Origin of the sequence: Clostridium sp. C105KSO13 (genome assembly GCF_001517425.1) — a bacterium.
Lineage (GTDB): Bacteria > Bacillota > Clostridia > Lachnospirales > Lachnospiraceae > Muricomes.
In genome coordinates, this window is record NZ_FBWL01000168.1 from 86,378 (window position 1) to 103,162 (window position 16,785).

The 16,785-nt window shown below is 43.3% G+C and carries 14 protein-coding genes; 8 read left to right on the forward strand and 6 right to left on the reverse strand.

The annotated features are described in order from the left end of the window. Positions 1–30: 30 nt before the first annotated feature. The 5 genes from hydF to BN3456_RS10810 form a co-directional block, all read right to left on the reverse strand. Positions 31–1,260 (reverse strand): [FeFe] hydrogenase H-cluster maturation GTPase HydF, encoded by a 1,230-nt coding sequence (gene hydF, locus BN3456_RS10790; protein WP_089984143.1) that lies wholly within the window; start codon positions 1,258–1,260, stop codon positions 31–33. 49 nt (positions 1,261–1,309) lie between these two features. Beyond that, positions 1,310–2,731 carry a [FeFe] hydrogenase H-cluster radical SAM maturase HydG gene (gene hydG / locus BN3456_RS10795; protein ID WP_089984144.1) on the reverse strand — a complete coding sequence of 474 codons (1,422 nt, stop codon included), beginning with the start codon at positions 2,729–2,731 and terminating at the stop codon, positions 1,310–1,312. Positions 2,732–2,749: 18 nt separating this feature from the next. Beyond that, positions 2,750–3,805, reverse strand: coding sequence for a [FeFe] hydrogenase H-cluster radical SAM maturase HydE (gene hydE / locus BN3456_RS10800; RefSeq protein ID WP_089984145.1), 1,056 nt, complete (start codon positions 3,803–3,805; stop codon positions 2,750–2,752). A 25-nt stretch (positions 3,806–3,830) separates the two neighbouring features. Further along, entirely contained in the window at positions 3,831–4,091 is a 261-nt protein-coding gene (locus tag BN3456_RS10805; RefSeq protein WP_089984146.1) for a TM1266 family iron-only hydrogenase system putative regulator, read from the reverse strand. A 222-nt stretch (positions 4,092–4,313) separates the two neighbouring features. Then, positions 4,314–4,541 carry a hypothetical protein gene (locus BN3456_RS10810; protein WP_089984147.1) on the reverse strand — a complete coding sequence of 76 codons (228 nt, stop codon included), beginning with the start codon at positions 4,539–4,541 and terminating at the stop codon, positions 4,314–4,316. Between the two features lie 154 nt (positions 4,542–4,695). Between BN3456_RS10810 and BN3456_RS10815 the strand changes: the two genes are divergently transcribed. Continuing rightward, complete coding sequence (locus BN3456_RS10815) at positions 4,696–5,604, forward strand: trans-4-hydroxy-L-proline dehydratase activase (RefSeq protein WP_089984148.1); 909 nt, start codon at positions 4,696–4,698, stop codon at positions 5,602–5,604. Positions 5,605–5,608: 4 nt separating this feature from the next. Continuing rightward, on the forward strand, positions 5,609–7,984 hold the full coding sequence (gene hypD / locus BN3456_RS10820; RefSeq protein WP_089984149.1) for a trans-4-hydroxy-L-proline dehydratase: 2,376 nt from the start codon (positions 5,609–5,611) through the stop codon (positions 7,982–7,984). Between the two features lie 23 nt (positions 7,985–8,007). On the opposite strand, the gene BN3456_RS10825 is transcribed toward hypD, so the two are convergent. Beyond that, positions 8,008–8,643 carry a GntR family transcriptional regulator gene (locus BN3456_RS10825; protein ID WP_089984150.1) on the reverse strand — a complete coding sequence of 212 codons (636 nt, stop codon included), beginning with the start codon at positions 8,641–8,643 and terminating at the stop codon, positions 8,008–8,010. A 244-nt stretch (positions 8,644–8,887) separates the two neighbouring features. Here BN3456_RS10825 and proC point away from each other — a divergent pair, with 244 nt between their 5' ends. The 6 genes from proC to BN3456_RS10855 all read left to right on the forward strand — a co-directional run bounded on the left by proC (position 8,888) and on the right by BN3456_RS10855 (position 16,784). Beyond that, complete coding sequence (gene proC / locus BN3456_RS10830; protein WP_347458044.1) at positions 8,888–9,685, forward strand: pyrroline-5-carboxylate reductase; 798 nt, start codon at positions 8,888–8,890, stop codon at positions 9,683–9,685. A 161-nt stretch (positions 9,686–9,846) separates the two neighbouring features. Further along, a complete protein-coding gene (locus BN3456_RS10835) occupies positions 9,847–10,440 on the forward strand; it encodes a TetR/AcrR family transcriptional regulator (protein WP_089984152.1) in 594 nt (197 codons plus the stop codon). A 75-nt stretch (positions 10,441–10,515) separates the two neighbouring features. Continuing rightward, entirely contained in the window at positions 10,516–11,214 is a 699-nt protein-coding gene (locus BN3456_RS10840; RefSeq protein WP_089984153.1) for an anaerobic ribonucleoside-triphosphate reductase activating protein, read from the forward strand. Continuing rightward, positions 11,211–13,589 carry a beta-L-arabinofuranosidase domain-containing protein gene (locus tag BN3456_RS10845; protein ID WP_089984154.1) on the forward strand — a complete coding sequence of 793 codons (2,379 nt, stop codon included), beginning with the start codon at positions 11,211–11,213 and terminating at the stop codon, positions 13,587–13,589. The genes BN3456_RS10840 and BN3456_RS10845 overlap by 4 nt, the downstream gene beginning before the upstream one ends. A gap of 321 nt (positions 13,590–13,910) precedes the next feature. Continuing rightward, positions 13,911–15,551 (forward strand): peptide ABC transporter substrate-binding protein, encoded by a 1,641-nt coding sequence (locus tag BN3456_RS10850; RefSeq protein WP_089984155.1) that lies wholly within the window; start codon positions 13,911–13,913, stop codon positions 15,549–15,551. A gap of 312 nt (positions 15,552–15,863) precedes the next feature. Beyond that, positions 15,864–16,784, forward strand: a complete 921-nt coding sequence (locus BN3456_RS10855; protein ID WP_089984156.1) for an ABC transporter permease — start codon at positions 15,864–15,866, stop codon at positions 16,782–16,784. Position 16,785 lies beyond the last annotated feature (1 nt).

Consider the following 16,785-nt stretch of genomic DNA (forward strand, 5'->3'; position numbering starts at 1 on the left):
GTCCGTTTTCAGAATTGTTTTACAATTTTATTATTTTGAAAAGATCTGGATACTTCGCTCTAATATCCCCTGCATATGTGCAATGGCGGTTCCGTAGTTAGTCATGGGGACTCCCTGATCCTCGGCACACTTTAAGCGGTATTTCATTTCCCGCTCATTTAATGTACAGCCGCCACAATGTATAATGAGGTTGTATTTTGACAAGTCTGCGGGAAATTCTGTTCCGCTGGTAAACTCAAAGTTTAGCTGTTTTTCCGTATAGCTGCTAATCCATCGGGGGAGTTTTACTGTTCCGATATCGTCGCATTGCCTGTGATGGGTGCAGCCCTCGGAGATTAAAACGGTGTCCCCTTTAGACAGTGTGTCGAGGGTTCTTGCTCCTTTTACCATCGTTTCCAGGCTGCCTTTATACCTGGCAAATAAAATGGAGAAGGAAGTTAATGGGACTTCGATAGGTACCACAGCGGATACTTTCGCAAAGGCCTGACTGTCAGTTATCACTAGTTCCGGATACTGGCCTATCCGCTGAAGCGCTTCTTTTAATTCAGTTTCCCTTACAACAATTGCAGCTGCACCAGCTTCCAATATGTCACGAATGGTTTGCTGCTGAGGAAGAATCAGACGTCCTTTGGGAGCCGCTGAATCTATCGGCACTACAAGAATAACTAAGTCCAATGGACGTATCAGATCGGCCACAATCCGCCGGCTTTTATCTTCCACAGGAGCCTGGCGTGTAATCAATTCTTTCAATTCAGAAATATTTTTTCCAGTTACAGTACTGACTGCAATAATAATTTCTGTGGGAACGAAGGAAATAGCAGCGGAGATATCGGAATCTATCGGAGCAATTTCAAATCCTTCATCGGTTAAATCAGCCTTATTATATACAATCACATAAGGAATATCCTTTTTTTGTATTTGTCCTAAAATGTTTAGGTCGGCTTCTGTAATTCCTACGGAACTGTCTACAACGAGGACGGCAATATCTGTCTTATTGAGAATCTGATATGCCTTCTGGACTCTTAGACGGCCCAGCTCCCCTTCATCATCCAGCCCTGGGGTATCAATGATAACTACAGGGCCCAGAGGCAGAAGTTCCATTGCTTTTAACACGGGGTCTGTAGTGGTGCCTTTAACATCGGATACAATGGCCAGGTTTTGTCCGGTTACTGCGTTAATAATACTGGATTTGCCGGAATTGCGTCTGCCAAAGATACCAATATGTATCCTGTCTGAAGACGGTGTGGCATTTAAACTCATATAGAACCTCCTGTAAAATCATTTTGCACATGGCAAATGTTTCTGCGCACTAGAACCGGAAATCTCTGCGGTTATCCTGTTCAATCAGCCGCAGATTTTCTGTTACAACAGCACGTGCTTTCTCGTTCGGTACATGCATCACTTCTTTTTCAATCAGCTGATCTCCCAATGCTTTTGTATTCGGGGAGGCATAGTCCATCAGGTATTCCTTCAGCGTCATTAGTGCATTTGGATGGCAGCAGTTTTGAATCTGTCCGCTTTTACATAAAGACATGAAACGATCTCCCGTACGGCCTTCCCGGTAGCAGGCGGTGCAGAAGCTTGGAATGTATCCCATTTCCATCAGCCAGTGAACAACTTCGTCCAGGGTTCTAGAATCACTGACATCAAACTGCTCGGATTTGGAATCCTCCGGCTCGGGTTCATAGTAACCGCCCACACTTGTGCGGGAACCGCCGCTGATTTGGGAAACTCCGAGATGCAGAACCTTTTCTCTACATTTTTGGCTCTCCCTGGTGGAAATTATCATGCCGGTGTAAGGTACGGCAATTCGGATACAGGCTACGATCTTGGCAAAAGTATCATCGTCAATACCATTGTCAAAGGCATCTGCATCAATATCATCTGCATGGCGCAGACGGGGGACGCTGATTGTATGGGGCCCGACCCCGAAAGCTGCCTCCAGGTGCTCTGCATGCATGAGTAGACCTGCAAACTCATAGCGATATTTATCCAGTCCGAAGAGCACGCCTATTCCCACATCATCTATGCCGCCCTCCATGGCACGGTCCATAGCCTCTGTATGATAATCATAATCGTGCTTTGGCCCTGTCGGATGAAGCTGAAAATAACTCTTTTTGTGGTAAGTTTCCTGAAACAAAATATAGGTACCGATTCCTGCTTCTTTAAGCAGGCGATAGTTATCTACGGTAGTAGCAGCAATGTTAATATTTACACGGCGGATGGCACCGTTTTTATGCTTGACACTGTAAATGGTTTTAATACAGTCCAGGTAATAATCCATAGTATTGTTTACAGGATCTTCCCCGGCTTCCAGAGCGAGACGCTTGTGTCCCATATCCTGGAGAGCAATGACCTCTCTGCGAATTTCGTCCTGGGTAAGCTTTTTTCTGGCAATGTGTTTATTTTTACTGTGGTATGGACAGTATGTACATCCGTTAATACAGTAGTTGGATAGATATAAAGGAGCAAACATTACAATGCGGTTGCCGTAAAAGTCTTTTTTAATCTGCTCCGCGAGAGAATAGATTTCCTTATTTTTCTCTTCAATGGGACAGGCAAGTAAAACAGAAGCTTCTCTGTGAGAGAGCCCTTTTCTTTTTTTTGCCTTTTCGATGAGAGAGTCGATAAGAGGCACATTGCTTTTGTTCTCATTGGCATAGGTCAGAGTCTCTAAAATTTCCTCATGGTTGATAAAATCATCTGCGCGTTTTGACTTTACATCATACATTTTCATTTCCTCCATTTTTTATATTAAGTTTCTTTCAAGCTTTACTGGGTCCCCACGGGATACTACTACCTGATACCCGATGCGCTTCATACGGTTTTCCATGCACGCCCGGCATTCTGCGGCCTCATCCCCGGTACAGATTTTGTTGTCGTAGAGCAGGTAGTCTTTTCTTACTTCTGTCGGGGAAAGATTAGGCATCACTACATTTGCCCCGGCTAAAATTCCTTTTTCTCTGCCATCGGGGGCGATAGTGCCAAGAGCCGTAGTGGCGGGGAGCAGCACACTGGGCAGCATCAGCCGGATAAGTCCCAGCATAAATAAAGTCAGTTCCAGGGTTCCCGGAGGACTTTTGGCAAAAGGAGTTTCGTGGTGGGGAATAAATGGTCCGATTCCTACCATCTGAGGGTTCAGTTCTTTTAGGAAAAGCATATCATCTGCAAGGTTCTCAGGTGTCTGAAAAGGCGAACCAACCATAAATCCCGTTCCTACCTGATAGCCAATAGCTTTCAAATCCCAGAGACATTGACGGCGGCGTTCGGCTGAAAGTGACTTTGGATGGAGCCTGCCATAATGTCCTGCATCATATGTTTCATGCCGTAGAAGATAGCGCTCTGCCCCTGCGTCGAAAAGGAGTTGATAACTTTCATAAGAACGCTCCCCCAGTGAAAGGGTAATAGCACAGTCCGGAAAACATTTTCGGATATTTTGCACGATATCCGTCATAATGCCATCGGTGTAGTACCCATCCTCCCCACCCTGCAGCACAAAGGTGCGAAAGCCAAGCTCATATCCCTTTTTGCAGCAGCTAAGTATCTGTTGCCGGGATAATCTGTACCGGTGTGCGTTTTCATTACCTTTCCGGATACCACAGTAAAAGCAGTCATTTTTACAATAATTTGTAAACTCAATCAGGCCCCGGATGTAGATGTCATTCCCGTAAAAGGTATGCCGGATATCCCGGGCTCTTTCGAATAAGTACTCGGTGGTGTCGGGCGTACGGCCCCGGATGAGAGATGACCATTCTTGTTTGGACAGGGAATGGGTCTCTTCTAGTTTGTCAATAAGCTTTTTCATAGTCTTTCCTCGCAAAAATGAACTGTTACTTTGTTTTAGAATAGATGGTTTTTGTGCTGATTCCGGACAGCATCCCCAGTTTTCCGGAGAGAGCACTAATAACATCGTTTGGCGCATCCATTGCGATACTGATAATGGAAATGTTTTTCTCACGATAAGGAATTCCCATTCTGCCAACAATATATTGACGGTACTCGCTAAGCAAGTGGTTCAGTTCATCCACGTGATCTGTACTGCTGAGAATGATGCCTATCAGAGCAATTCTTGAATCCTTTTCTATATTCATAACGCCTCCTTAAATTTACTGTTCAGAAACAAGCTCGAAAACCTACGGCTTTCTTGCTGCCTGGCTCTGAACAGTCGCAAATTGTAAAACAATTCTGAAAACGGTGCTCAAAAGGGTCTGACCCCATTAAAAAAGGCCTATACCGGCAGGCACAGGCTATAAAAGGTAAGAAGTTCATTATTTATATCACTGTCGCCTTTTTACTCAGGGGAGCCTTCGTAATCAGAACGGATTTGAAGTATTATAGCACAGCTGATAATTATTGACAATAAGAGTGGAATAATGTTTCTTGTTTTGTGCATTTTGTGGAAAATGTGTTAGAATCACGATTACATGAAAGACAGTTGTACTCAGAGTGGTTGGAAGTCCCAGATTTTGATGAGGACCGTTGGAAAGATGCTGCATCTCACTGGCGCAGAGCGCCAAATAGGCTTTTACTACTGTTTGCATGCGAAAGTAAACTTTCTCCTGTACACAGCAGCAAAAATTTGCATGGCTATTCTGTATGACAAAATCTTGACAATAACAGGGAAATATGGTATATTTAGACCATAGTCGAAACGATAGTCTAAAATGATAAATGGGGGAAGTGAGGTGGAAATATATGAGTTTGATAACTGATATTCAGAAGTATTCCATTCATGATGGAGACGGAATACGGACAACAGTTTTCTTTAAAGGCTGTAACTTAAGGTGTACGTGGTGTCACAACCCTGAGACGCAAAGCTATAAGAAGGAATTACTTTTTGATAAAGACAGATGTGTAGGCTGCGGCAGCTGTATTCCTGCCTGTCCCAGCCAGGCCATTACACTGGAAGAAGGAAAGGCTGTTACAGACAGGAAGAAATGTACAGCCTGCGGGGAATGTGTAGATTACTGCAATTTGAATCTGCGTGAGATAGCAGGTAAGGAATACCCCGTGGATCAATTGGTAAAAGAACTCAGAAAAGATGAGATGTTTTATGAAGAATCCGGCGGAGGTGTGACATTGTCCGGCGGGGAAGTAATGATGTCAGATATAGATTATCTGGAAGAACTTGTGAAAAAGCTTCATCATCATGGCATTTCGGTCACAATAGACACATGCGGCCAGGCCCCCTATGAGAATTATGAAAGAATTCTCCCATACGTAGACACCTTTTTGTATGATATCAAGCTGATGGATTCTGAGATACATAAGCAATACATGGGAATCGGCAACGAGTTGATTTTATCAAATCTGGAAAAACTGAGCCGGGATGGAGCAAGATTATATATCCGGATTCCCACTGTAAAAGAAGTAAATGGTTCAAACGAAGCTATGAAGGCAATTATCAATTATCTTCTGGAAAAGAATATTCATGTGGCAAAGGTCAATCTGTTGCCTTATCATAATACAGGTTCTGGAAAATACATGAAAATTGGCAGGAATTATGAAGGAACTGATTTACATGCACCGGATAAAGATGAAATGAACCATTTTGTGGAACTGTTTCAAGAAGCTGGATTCCATAATATTAAAATAGGAGGTTAAGAAGATGGAAGAAAGAGGAATGAATGCTCGTATTAAAGCACTTAGACAATTGAGTTTGGACACACCTGCACACATTGACCTGACAAGGGCAGTCAGTGAGACCAAGACTTACAAAAAGTACGAGGGAGAACTGTCCATACCGGAACTGCGGGCACAGGTGCTCAAAGATTACTTTGCGACAAAACAACTGTATATCGGTGAAGGTGAGCTGATCGTCGGAGAAAAGGGTGATTCACCTCAGGCATCACCTACTTTCCCGGAACTTTGCTGCCATACAATGGAAGATATGCATGTTATGAATGACAGGGATCTTATCAGCTTTAAGGTAAAGGAAGAAGACTATAGGGTACAGGAAGATACTATAATTCCGTATTGGAAGAACCGTTCTATCAGACATAAAATTATTAAAAATATGACGCCCCAATGGCAGAATGCCTATGAGGCCGGAATCTTTACTGAATTTATGGAGCAGAGAGGACCGGGACATACCGTTGGCTCTGTGAAGATTTATGAGAAAGGCTTCCTAGATTACAAGGATGACATTCAGGCTTCACTTGACAGCCTGGATTTCATGAATGATAAAGAGGCTCTTGATAAGAAAAATGAATTGAAAGGCATGATGATTGCCTGTGATGCGATTATGATTCTTGGGGAGAGATATGCTGCTTATGCGCGCGAACTTGCGGAAAAAGAAGCAGATTCTAAGAGAAAAGAAGAACTTCTGCAGATTGCCGCAAACTGTGATGTAGTTCCGGCACATAAACCGGAGACTTACTGGCAGGCAATGCAGATGTACTGGTTTGTTCATATGGGTGTAACAACAGAACTGAACCCCTGGGATTCCTACAGCCCCGGGCGTCTGGATCAGCATCTGAATCCGTTTTATGAAAGAGATGTAGAAGCAGGAATTCTGGATGATGAAAAAGCTCTGGAATTGCTGGAATGTCTCTGGGTTAAATTCAATAACCAGCCGGCTCCCCCGAAAGTAGGCATCACATTGAAGGAGAGCAGCACTTATACGGATTTTGCCAATTTGAATACAGGCGGTATTACTCCTACAGGGGAGAATGGCGTAAATAATGTAAGTTATCTGATCCTGGACTGTATGGATGATATGAAGCTTCTTCAGCCAAGTTCAAATGTACAGATTAGCAAGAAGACACCCCAGAAGTTCCTGAAGCGTGCCTGTGAGATTTCCAGAAAAGGCTGGGGCCAGCCGGCATTCTACAATACAGACGCAATTGTACAGGAGCTGTTAAATGCAGGAAAATCCCTAGAGGATGCAAGGCGAGGCGGAACAAGTGGTTGTGTTGAGACAGGAGCATTCGGAAATGAAGCTTATATCCTGACGGGGTACTTTAATATTCCCAAAATCTTTGAGCTGACCTTGAATAATGGTTATGACAAAGTAGGAAAAAAACAACTCGGACTGAAACTGGGCTGCGCTGCAGACTTTAAGACATACGATGAACTATTTGACGCATTTAAGAAACAGTTGAAGTATTTCATTGATGTGAAGATTCAGGGAAGCAATGTAATCGAAAAGATTTATGCAGAAAATATGCCTGCACCTTTCCTTTCCATCATTACCAACGATTGTATTTCAAAAGGCAAGGATTACAACGGGGGCGGAGCAAGATACAATACAAAATATCTGCAGGGCGTAGGTATCGGTACAATTACAGATTGTCTGGCAGCTATTAAATATAATGTATATGATAAGCAGACATTTACGATGGATGAGCTGATGCAGGCTTTGGATGATAACTTTGAAGGCCATGACAGAATTCTGAATCTGGTACGCAATAAGACACCGAAGTACGGCAATGACGATGACTATGCAGATGATATTATGAGATCTGTATTTGAGTTTTATAGAAATGAAGTGACGGGCAGACCGAATATGCTGGGCGGGCAGTACAGAATTAATATGCTTCCAACTACATGCCACGTTTATTTCGGAGATGTAATGATGGCCAGTGCAAATGGGCGTCTTGCGCATAAACCAGTATCAGAAGGGATTTCCCCAGAAAAGGGTGCAGATACCAATGGACCCACAGCAGTTGTGAAATCCTGCGCAAAAATGGATCATCTCCAGACCGGCGGTACTTTGCTGAACCAGAAATTTACACCGAGCGTTGTAGCCGGTGAGGGAGGACTGGAACAGATGGCAAATCTGGTGCGCACCTATTTCAATATGGACGGACACCATATTCAGTTCAATGTTATTGATAAAGAGACATTGATTAATGCACAGAAATATCCGGAGGATTATAAAGACCTGATTGTCCGCGTGGCAGGATACAGCGATCATTTTAGAAATCTGAGCAAAACGCTGCAGGATGAGATTATAGAGAGAACAGAACAAAGCTTTAATTAGATAATAAGAGAAACTGCGCGGGGCTACCTCAGCGCAGTTTCTTTTCCGGTTGTGAAATGATCATCTCTCAGAATAGCGTATGCTGCGTTGTAATTATTTTCGCGCATGTAGAGAACCATTCTTTTTAAATTTTCGTTAGTTTGTGGGATATCCATCCCGTGTTTTACGGAATTCTGTCCCATGCGGATAAGCTCCGACATGTTGTTTTCATAAATACGATTGATACGTTCATTGTCAAAAACGTGAATGATTTCTAAATGCATATTTGTATCTGCCAGTTCCCACTGATAAATATCATTTGCTGTGGCACACATGCGTACAACCTTCTCTTCAATCCGATAGGAGAATTCTTCATACCGGTCTGTGATAAATATATACCGAAAAGCGCTGCTTTCTAATAACTCCCGGAGCTGGTAGATTTCTGCGACATCTTTGGCTGTTATCGGCTTTACTGTCATTGATTTATAATAGCCTGAAACAATCAGCCCTTCAGCCTGAAGCAGCTTAACCGCGGCGCGGACCGGACTGCGGCTCATATTCAGATCGGATGTGAGTTTGGCTTCTGTCAGCTGGGAACCCGGCGGATAGGTTAAATTTAATATATTTGTGCGGATGGCTTCATACGCCTGATCCATAAGAGAAATATGTTTTTCTGCCATAATATTACCTCGATTGTATACAAAATTACTTGCTGTATACAAAGTATATAGGAAAAAGAGGGGAATTGCAATATGGAAAAATAGAAGAAAGTTGCCAAAACAATTGACAAGGATTATTCAAAGTGTTATTATTGTATCCAACAAGAGGAAGTGTATACAATTAATATTCACATATACAAAATAAAAAAGTGAGCAGTCCCACAAAACATAACGGGGCAGTTGATCAGGGTATAACTAGGAGGATATCATGAAATTAGGATTTATCGGAACCGGTAACATGGCAAGTGCTATTATGGGCGGTATTATAAAACAAGGCATTTTTAAACCTGAGGAAATTATAGGAGCTGATGTTTTTAAGCCGAGCAGAGAAAAAGTAAAAGACACATATGGAATTAATGTAACCGGCGATAACAGAGAGGTAGCAGAAAAGGCGGAAGTGATAATACTTTCTGTTAAGCCTCAGTTTTATGCATCCACGATTGGAGAGATAAAAGATCTGGTAACGGAGAACACGCTGATTATTACCATTGCACCTGGCAAGACGCTTGCATGGCTTGAAGAACAGTTTGGAAAGAAGGTAAAGATAATACGGACAATGCCGAACACTCCTGCTATGGTAGATGAAGGAATGACCGCTGCCTGCTCCAATGAATCTGTGTCAGACAAAGAATTAAAATATGCTGTTGACATTCTGAGTGCTTTTGGTAAAGTAGAAGTCATACCGGAACATCTGATGGATGTGGTCGTATCTGTAAGCGGCAGCTCCCCGGCTTATGTATTTATGTTTATCGAGGCGATGGCTGATGCGGCTGTAGCGGACGGCATGCCAAGAAATCAGGCATACAAGTTTGCGGCACAGAGTGTATACGGTAGTGCCAAGATGGTTCTGGAGACAGGCAAACATCCCGGGGAATTAAAAGATATGGTATGCTCACCCGGCGGAACTACAATTGAAGCTGTGCGTATATTGGAGAACAAAGGATTTAGAAGTGCTGTGATAGAGGCGATGAAAGCCTGCACTGAAATGTCAAGACACATGTAACTTTCGAGGGGCCGAACTTTTATAATAGAGTTCGGCCTCTTTGCATGTCGCTCATTTTGTGTTAAAATATATTTGTTCAGAACCAAACAGCGAGAAAACTATAGGATTTCGAGCCAGGTTCTCAATAGTAACAACTAAAGAAAGAATAAACGGGTGAATAGATGGAAGAGAAGAGTGTAAAGTCCAGAATTGTCTCTGCGGCATGGCGGTTGTTTTATGATAAGGGATATGACCAGACTACCGTGGACGATATTATTGAATTGTCAGGGACATCGAAGGGCTCTTTTTATTATTATTTCAGCACCAAGGATGAGCTGCTTGGCACCTTATCTACTGTTCTTGATAATTATTACGATGAGTTGAACAGTACCATAGATCAGGAAATGAATAATTATGATAAACTTCTTTATCTCAACTATAAGGCACATACTATGATGGAAGAGAAGATTAATATCGATTTACTGGCATCCATGTATTCTACACAGCTGACTGCTAAAGGACACAGACACCTTCTCGACCAGAACAGAGTGTATTACCGCCTGATTGCGGGAATTGTGGAGGCGGGGCAGAAAAAGGGTGAGATAAAAAGCGACAAGTCTATCAGGGAAATTGTAAAATACTATGCCCTCTGCGAGAGAGCCCTGGTCTCAGAATGGTGCCTGAACAGAGGCGGGTATTCTCTGGGAGAATACAGTAAAGAATACATGTCGATTATGATGGAACATTTTGTAGCAGATCAAAAACCAGGCAGATAGATGAGGGATGTCCCATGAAAGCTTGCTTTCTAAGGAATATTTCTCAACATTTCACATAGGGGAGGAGACGGTAAGATGAACATCCAGGGCTTACAAAAGCTTACACTGCTGGACTATCCAGAAAAGGTGGCATGCACAATTTTCACAGCAGGCTGCAATTTCCGATGCCCCTTTTGCCACAATGCATCGCTTGTGACAGAGATAGTCCCTCTTAACAGTATACCGGAGGAGGAAGTTTTCAAATTTCTGCACAGACGTCAGGGGATTTTGGATGGGGTGTGCGTTACAGGAGGAGAGCCATTACTTCAGCCGGATATTGAGGAGTTCATCAAAAGAATAAAAGAACTCGGCTATGCAGTGAAACTGGACACAAATGGAAGCAACAGCGCACTTCTGCGTCGTTTGGCTGAACAGGATTTATTAGATTATGTGGCTATGGATATTAAGAATGCTCCCGATAAATATGGGGAAACTATCGGAATAAATGAGTATAATCTGGAGAATATTCTGCAGAGTGTGGATTTTCTGATGTCTGGTGTTGTACCTTATGAGTTCAGAACCACGGTGGTGAGAAAACTGCACAAAAGGGAAGATTTTGCGGCAATCGGAAGATGGATCAAAGGCGCCGAGAAGTATTATCTTCAAGGGTTTGTGGATTCGGGTGATTTGATTCATCCGGGCTTGCGCGGGTACACCAAAGAGATCATGGAACAGGCACTGGAAATTGTGAAAAAGAATATCCCAAATGCGAAATTGAGAGGAATAGAATCATGAGGCTGACAGACAAAGAAACAGTACAGATGGACCGGGAGGCCCTGTACATTGGCAACCTGAATACCGTGAAAAGTGATCTGGCTCTTCCGGTGAAAGGAAAATATGGATCCTGCATCCGGTGGGAATCCGAACATGAACGTTACATAACGCAGACAGGAAAAGTAACGAGACCATCTAGCGGCATGGGTAACCGTACTGTAAAACTTACGGCCTTTTTTACTTGCGGAAGTGCGGAAGAAAAGCGGGAATTCAAAGTCACGCTTTTGGAGAACAAAAGTGAAGTGCATATTTTGGACGTATATCCAATCAACCTGAAAGGGCAGGCAAACGTAAGGTGTTACCTGCCCTTTTATGTACCTGTACGCACGGAAAACGGGTATTTTATGCATGAAGCTGTATGGGAATGTGGGAGGAGTTTTGAAAACAAGGAGGCAGGTATCTATAAGATAGCGGGATATCTTAAAGACAGAAAGCAATGGAACAAAAACACCGGAAAGGAAGAAAACATTTCCGTAGAAGCATGTATACATCTTGAAGAGAATACCTTTGCAGAAAGAAGTACATCGGCTGCCGCAGTTTATACTGCTCCGGCCTTGCCAAAAGTGGTCAGTCTTGCCGATAATCAGGGCTGCAGCCAAGTGGTGCTGTCGGGCAGAAACGAGTTTTTCGGGGCACAGACCCGTATGCTCACGTTTCTGCTTGGAACAGATGATGACCAGATGCTTTATAATTTTCGCAGGGAAGCAGGACTTGATACGCAAGGTGCCTCTCCTATGACGGGCTGGGATTCTCCTGACGGTCTTCTGCGGGGGCATACCACAGGGCACTATTTGTCCGCTCTGGCTCTGTGTTTTCACGCCACAGGTGAACCCCGTATTCTCGAGAAAGCGCGTTATATGGTGAAGAGTCTGGAGCAGTGCCAGAAGGCACTGGCGGAGGAAAGAGGGTATTCGCCCGGCTTTTTGAGTGCCTATTCGGAGGAACAGTTCGATCTTTTGGAAACATATACCCCATACCCTGAAATATGGGCACCCTACTACACTCTGCATAAAATTCTTGCAGGTCTGCTGGACTGTGAAAAATGGGCGGAAATAAAAGATGCGCTGGAGATAGCAGATAAAATAGGCGAATGGATCTTTCGGCGCCTGAGCAAACTAAATCCAGGGCAGAGAATGGCGATGTGGAGCATCTATATTGCCGGGGAATTTGGTGGAATCAACGAGAGCCTGGCGGAATTATATTTGAGAACCGGAAAGAAAATCTATCTGCAGTCGGCAAAAATGTTTGACAATGACCGTCTGTTCCTGCCTATGGAGATGAAAATAGATGCACTTGACAAAATGCACGCAAACCAGCATATTCCCCAGATTATTGGTGCGATAAAGATCTATGAGGCATCGGGTGCAGAAAAGTATTATGACATTGCAAAATATTTCTGGAAGTCGGTCACAACGGGACACTGCTATGTAATCGGAGGAACAGGTGAGACAGAAATGTTTCACGGAAGGGATAAGATAGGAGCGTACCTGACGGAGAACACTGCAGAGAGCTGTGCATCCTACAACATGCTGAAGCTGACAAAAATGTTGTATCAGTATGAACCACTTGCCTCGTACATGGACTATTATGAGCGGACTATGCAAAACCATATCCTGGCTTCACTGGACAAGGAGACAAGCGGAGAAACAGTTTATTTCCTGCCACTGGGACCTGGATTTTCAAAAAAGTTTGAGAGAGAAAATTCGTGCTGCCACGGTACCGGAATGGAGAACCATTTTAAATATATCGATTCTATTTACTATAGGGACTGTGACACTCTGTATGTAAATCTTTTCCTTGAATCCAGTGCATACTGGCAGGAAAAGAAAATTACAGTGACACAGACTGTCCAGGAAGAACACCCGGGTGAAATCGTTCTATGCCTTTGCCGTGAAAAGCAGACGTCCGAAAACGGAAAATGGAACTTCAAGATCAGACAGCCTTACTGGTGTGCGGGGCCGCCGGAGGTGTATATAGCCGGAGAAAGAAAAGCATGTCACAGGCAGGATGACGGATACCTGAAACTTGCATTGAAAGAGAATGAATGGGATGAGGAGAATGAAATTTCCGTCAGGATTCATTTTCCGTGCAGACTGCGGCTGGAGTGTACGCCCGATAATGCTGAACTTGTGGCTTTGGCTTATGGCCCTTATATATTGGCAGCAATTTCCGAACAAAGGGAATATCTGCATATACCTCTTTGTGAAGACACTCTGGAGGAGACGATTGTCCGGGAAGAAAATTCACTTGTTTTTCGATACAAGACACTGCAGTTTATACCCTTATATCAAATTTCAGAGGAGTCCTACCACGTTTACTTTTCAACAGCTGATTAGATGTAATTGCATAGTTGATAATTGTAGAATAAGCCCTTAGGGGAAAAACAGGATTGATAAATAATAAACGAGATGATATTATATATAAAAAGATTTATCATAAGCAAAGGTTATAAGCTTATAAATTTAACCAATAAATGAAAAACACACAAAAGATTAGGCAAAGGCCAACATTTTATGGTACAATAAGAACTAAATATTTTTTGATGACTGCACACAGCATTCTTTGTGTGAAAGTTTTGATAGTTTTATAGGCCTTAAAGCGGGCTTATTAAATTATAAAGGAATACCCCTATAATCGTAAAGAAAAGGAGAGATTTTATGAAAAAGAAGATTCTTGCAATCCTAATGACTGCAACCTTTGTTGTAGGTCTTCTGGCAGGATGTTCCACACCGACATCATCTGTAGAAGACAAAGACAAAAAGTCTGACAGTACCGGCACCGGAAACATCCTTCGGTATCCAGTAACGGCAGAGCCGCCCACGCTGGACCCGCAGCTGGCTAATTCTATTCCAAGCGCTACGGTGTGTTATCACCTTTTTGACAACCTTATGAGAAATGACAGCGGTGATGTAAAACCGGCAGCTGCCGAGTCCTATAAGATGTCAGATGACGGACTTACATACACTTTCAAACTGAGGGAAAGTTACTGGAGCGACGGCGAAAAGGTTAAGGCCCAGGACTTCGTATATGGGATGCAGCGCCTGGAGGATCCCGCAACAGCCAGCGAATATGCATTTGCCGGGATGATTATAAAAAATGCCTCTAAGGTCAATACAGGAGAGCTGCCGGTCGACGAACTGGGCGTTTCTGCACCGGATGATTCTACGGTTGTCATTACACTGGAACGCCCGGCATCCTATTTTCTGGCCATGCTTTCCGGGGCTTCTTTTGCCCCTACCCGCAAGGATATAGTTGAGAAATACGGAAAAGACTTTGCGGCTGAGCCGGAAAAGAATGTATACAACGGACCTTTTAAAATAGCAAAATGGTCACACGGAGACAGAATCACACTGGCGAAGAACGATAAGTACTGGGATGCAGACAGTGTAAAACTGGACGGAGCAGAGGTTATTACAGTGCAGGACAGAGCTACTTCAGTTGCCATGTTTGATGCAGGCGATCTTGACATTGCAGATGTACCGTCAACTTTAAGTGCTAATTACAAAGATAAGACAATTTCATATTATGACGGATCTAATGACTATATTATGATGAATCAGTCAGAGGGCAGCCCACTGGCAAGCAAGAACCTGAGGCTTGCAATCAACTTTGCCCTGGACCGTGAGAATTATGTGAAATTGTCCCACGAGGGAATCTACGCACCGAATACTCGTTTTGTACTTCCTCAGGTAAACGGCGTGGACGGCGAATATGGCGACGAGTATCCATATGAGGCATTCCCACTCAACGGAGATAAAGATAAGGCAAATGAATACCTTCAGGCGGCATTGCCCGAACTGGGTGCATCTTCTCCGGCAGATGTTCAGCTGGAACTGCTGACAGGTGATACAGAGGAAACTAAGAAGGAAGTGGAAGTTATTCAGGCACAGCTTCAGGATGCTCTGGGAATTAAGGTGAATATTAAACAAGTGCCGTACAAACAGAGACTCCAGATGGAAGCGGAGCAGGATTACCAGATGGTTGTGACAGGCTGGGTACCGGATTATCCGGATCCATACTCTTATCTGGAACTGTGGACCACCGATTCTACATATAATCATGCAGGATATTCCAGTGAAGAGTATGATAAAGACATTGAATTATCCAACACCTCGACAGATCCTAAGGAAAGAATGGATGCTCTTTTTGACGCAGAAAAGACTTTCTGTGATGATGGTGTTGTAGCGCCTTTGCAGCTGCGTCAGATTGAACTGCTGAAGAACGAGAAACTCAAAGACTTTAAAACTTATTTCGTAGGACTTAACTATAACTTTGTACATGCATATTTTGAAGACTAAATCAGTAGAAGATCTGTAAGTGAATGCAAGACGGCAGTGACCACTGCCGTCTTGCTACAATTGCAGGATCAATATACCGCAATACATGTAATACTCACCGAATATAAGTATATATTCCACTAACAAGGAGGACAGAAATATTTATAAATAGGCATTGCAGCTTGCTTGACAAGGGCTATTTATAAATATTTCTATTCGGCGCTTAGCCGAAGTGAGATGCAGTGAAGTTGAATCGAGCTGGACCTTTTCTACACCTTGAAATGAACGTACTTATATTCAGTGAAAGAGAAGAGAAAGAAAGGAAATACGGCTATGAGAAAATACATTTTAAAAAGACTTGGAATGTCAGTGGTTACAATTCTTTTGCTGATTACAGTTGTCTTTTTTCTGGTCAGATTAATGCCCGGAGATCCATTCAGCAACGGGAAAATGACGCCGGAGATACAGGCCAATATGGAAGCATACTATGGATTTGACAAACCGCTCCCGGTACAATATCTGACTTATCTGAAGAACCTGGTTCACGGGGATCTGGGATATTCAATGAAGTACACTAACCGTACGGTTATTGATACAATTAAAGGTTCTTTCCCTTATTCTTTCGATCTGGGAATAAGAGCATTGGTAATGTCTATTTCCTTTGGATTGGTACTGGGCATCTTTGCAGCTCTAAACAGAGGAAAGAAGCTGGACTTTGTCTGTATACTGATAGCAATTATAGGTACTTCTGTTCCCGATTTTATTATGGGATCCATACTACAATATTTCTTTGGTATCAGATGGGGGCTGCTTCCGGTTGCCCAATATCTGGGCTTTAGCCACACGATTTTACCGTCCATTGCAATTGGATTTTATACTTTGGCCAGTGTGTCCAGGCTTATGAGAGCCAGCATGCTGGAGGTTGTGGAGCAGGATTATATAAAGACTGCGAAGGCCAAAGGCTTGTCCAGATTCAGAATTACCTGGAAACATCAAATCAGAAATGCCATTATGCCGGTTATCACCATACTTGGCCCCCTCGTGGCGGCAGTACTGACAGGAACCTTTGTAATTGAGTCTCTGTTTGCAATCCCTGGAATGGGCAAGTACTACGTAGAAAGTGTGCAGATGCAGGACTATACAATGATACTTGGTATGACAGTTTTCTACGGGGCTTTTCTGGTTATTGCCAATATGATCGTAGATATCCTGTATGGCTTTGTTGACCCGAGAGTGCGTCTTGCAGGAAAGTAGG

Excerpts from the sequence above, each read along its gene's own strand:
- hydE (WP_089984145.1), bottom strand. The coding sequence starts at position 3,805 with ATGAAAAAGCTTATTGACAAACTAGAAGAGACCCATTCCCTGTCCAAA.
- BN3456_RS10845 (WP_089984154.1), top strand. The coding sequence starts at position 11,211 with ATGAGGCTGACAGACAAAGAAACAGTACAGATGGACCGGGAGGCCCTG.
- BN3456_RS10835 (WP_089984152.1), top strand. The coding sequence starts at position 9,847 with ATGGAAGAGAAGAGTGTAAAGTCCAGAATTGTCTCTGCGGCATGGCGG.
- hydG (WP_089984144.1), bottom strand. The coding sequence starts at position 2,731 with ATGTATGATGTAAAGTCAAAACGCGCAGATGATTTTATCAACCATGAG.
- BN3456_RS10855 (WP_089984156.1), top strand. The coding sequence starts at position 15,864 with ATGAGAAAATACATTTTAAAAAGACTTGGAATGTCAGTGGTTACAATT.
- BN3456_RS10805 (WP_089984146.1), bottom strand. The coding sequence starts at position 4,091 with ATGAATATAGAAAAGGATTCAAGAATTGCTCTGATAGGCATCATTCTC.
- BN3456_RS10810 (WP_089984147.1), bottom strand. The coding sequence starts at position 4,541 with ATGCAAACAGTAGTAAAAGCCTATTTGGCGCTCTGCGCCAGTGAGATG.
- hypD (WP_089984149.1), top strand. The coding sequence starts at position 5,609 with ATGGAAGAAAGAGGAATGAATGCTCGTATTAAAGCACTTAGACAATTG.
- BN3456_RS10850 (WP_089984155.1), top strand. The coding sequence starts at position 13,911 with ATGAAAAAGAAGATTCTTGCAATCCTAATGACTGCAACCTTTGTTGTA.
- hydF (WP_089984143.1), bottom strand. The coding sequence starts at position 1,260 with ATGAGTTTAAATGCCACACCGTCTTCAGACAGGATACATATTGGTATC.
- BN3456_RS10825 (WP_089984150.1), bottom strand. The coding sequence starts at position 8,643 with ATGGCAGAAAAACATATTTCTCTTATGGATCAGGCGTATGAAGCCATC.
- BN3456_RS10840 (WP_089984153.1), top strand. The coding sequence starts at position 10,516 with ATGAACATCCAGGGCTTACAAAAGCTTACACTGCTGGACTATCCAGAA.
- BN3456_RS10815 (WP_089984148.1), top strand. The coding sequence starts at position 4,696 with ATGAGTTTGATAACTGATATTCAGAAGTATTCCATTCATGATGGAGAC.